The organism is Nonomuraea lactucae (assembly GCF_003313395.1).
Classification (GTDB): domain Bacteria; phylum Actinomycetota; class Actinomycetes; order Streptosporangiales; family Streptosporangiaceae; genus Nonomuraea; species Nonomuraea lactucae.
In genome coordinates, this window is the sequence record NZ_QNFZ01000161.1 from 1 (window position 1) to 1,933 (window position 1,933).

At 75.5% G+C, this 1,933-nt stretch carries 2 protein-coding genes and 1 pseudogene; all 3 read right to left on the reverse strand.

Annotated elements, in window-relative coordinates; translation table 11 throughout:
- Positions 1-642 (reverse strand): urease accessory protein UreD (locus DQW85_RS10830; RefSeq protein ID WP_162794886.1); only part of this gene is annotated, 642 nt, incomplete at its 3' end.
- Positions 643-835: 193 nt separating this feature from the next.
- A pseudogene (gene ureG / locus DQW85_RS10835) lies at positions 836-1,408 on the reverse strand (urease accessory protein UreG); the annotation flags it as partial.
- Positions 1,409-1,419: 11 nt separating this feature from the next.
- The coding region (locus tag DQW85_RS10840) for an urease accessory protein UreF (protein ID WP_113700218.1) at positions 1,420-1,933 on the reverse strand (514 nt) is incomplete at its 5' end.

Below are 1,933 nucleotides of genomic sequence, written 5' to 3' on the forward strand. Positions count from 1 at the left end.
CGACACCAGGGTGCCGGGCCCGGCCAGCGGCAGCACGGCGACGCCCGCGCCGACCACCGCCTCCCGGCGGCCGGGGTCCGGACCGGTGACGAGCGTGGTGCCGAGGCAGCGGGCGTCGCCGTAGACGGCCGTGGAGGCGTCGAGGGCCGGGTCGCCCACCGTGAACTCCTGCCTGAGCAGCGGGCGTCCGGCACGGGTGGCGTCGAAGCGGGCGTGGCAGCGGCCGGGCGCCTCGCCGTACCTGCCGAAGACGATCTCCTCGCGCCAGAACACGTGCGCGCCCTCCGCCAGCTCCAGCCGTACCAGCATCCGGTGGTCGCAGCCCGCGGCCAGCACGGTCGGCTCCGGGGTGAAGCGGAGCGTGGCCCCGGCGCCCACCCGTGCGGTGATCAGCATGGTCGACTCGCCCCGCCCGGGCAGCACCACGGTGCTCGCCACCGAGCCCACGTCGAGCGTGGTGCCGGGGGTCACGTCGAGGTCCACTTCGAGGACGTCGCCGCCGAGCGGGGCCGCCGCCGTCGAGACCAGGTGTACGGCGTGCGGCCCCGTCTGGCGGAACGTCAGCGGCGGCGACGAGCTCAGCACCGGGATGGCGGTCCGCCCCGCGTACAGGGCGGTCGCCACCGCGGCACGGGCCCGCATCGGCGCCGCAGACCCGCACGAGGCCCCGGACATGGAGCCGGACATGGAGCCCGACATGGAGCCCGACATGGAGCCCGACATGGAGGGAGACGCGGACACCGGCATGATCAGCCTGGGCCCACTCCCGCACCTGTGCGGAGACCCAGGCCGCCACGTCGGGCACCGACGGCTCCCGCCTGATCGAGGTGAACACGACCGGCCGGTCCCCGCGCACCGCCGCCGCGTCGCGGGCCATGACACCGAGGTCGGCGCCGACCAGCGGCGCCAGGTCGGTCTTGTTGATGACGAGGAGGTCGGCCGTGGTCACGCCGGGCCCGCCCTTGCGGGGCACCTTGTCGCCGCCCGACACGTCGAGGACGAACACCTGCCGGTCCACCAGCCCACGGCTGAACGTCGCGGTCAGGTTGTCGCCGCCGCTCTCCACGATGACGACGTCCAGCGGGCCGAACCGGTGCTCCAGGGTCTCCACGGCGTCGAGGTTGGCGGCGATGTCGTCGCGGATGGCCGTGTGGGGGCAGCATCCGGTCTCCACGGCGAGGATGCGGTCCTCGTCGAGCACACCCGCCCGGCGCAGGAAGTCGGCGTCCTCGGTGGTGTAGATGTCGTTGGTCACCACGCCAAGGCTCAGCGACGGGCCGAGCACGCGGCACAGCGCCGCCACCAGGGCCGTCTTGCCGCTTCCCACCGGGCCGCCGATGCCCAGGCGCAGGGCGCGCTCGCGGCCGTCGGGTGCGTGGTGGTGATCCTCATGGTTGGCGCCCATCATGGGTTCCTTTCCTAGGAGACGAACAACCGGGTCCCGGCCCGTGCGTGGCTCTCGGCCAGAAGGTCCAGGCCCGGGGCGGAGTGGGCGGGCAGTCCCGCCCAGCCGGTGACGGCGGTGAGCGCGGCGGTCGCGGAGAGGTCGGGGGAGAGGCCGGCGAGCAGCCGGTGGACCTCCACCGGGTCGAGCCCCAGGAGGCGGACCGCCGCGGTCGCCGAGCCGGTGACGGCGTGGTAGGCCGCCGCCAGGGCGGCGTCCTCCGGTGACGCCCCCGCCGCGTACGCCGTGACGCCCAGAGTGACGGGGTGGTGGGGCTCGGGGACGGACAGGGCCAGGCCGTCGAGGGCGGGGGAGGGCCAGACCCGGCGGGCCACCCGGAGCAGCAGCCTGCCCTGGATCCTGGAGGCGTCGCGCTGGGCGGGCGAGGCGGTCCTGGCGTCGGCCTCGGCGTCCAGCTCGGCCCACGCGGGATCGGGCGGTACGCCGGGAGCGGCTTTCCCCGAGGGGTCGCACGCGCGCGCCGCGTGG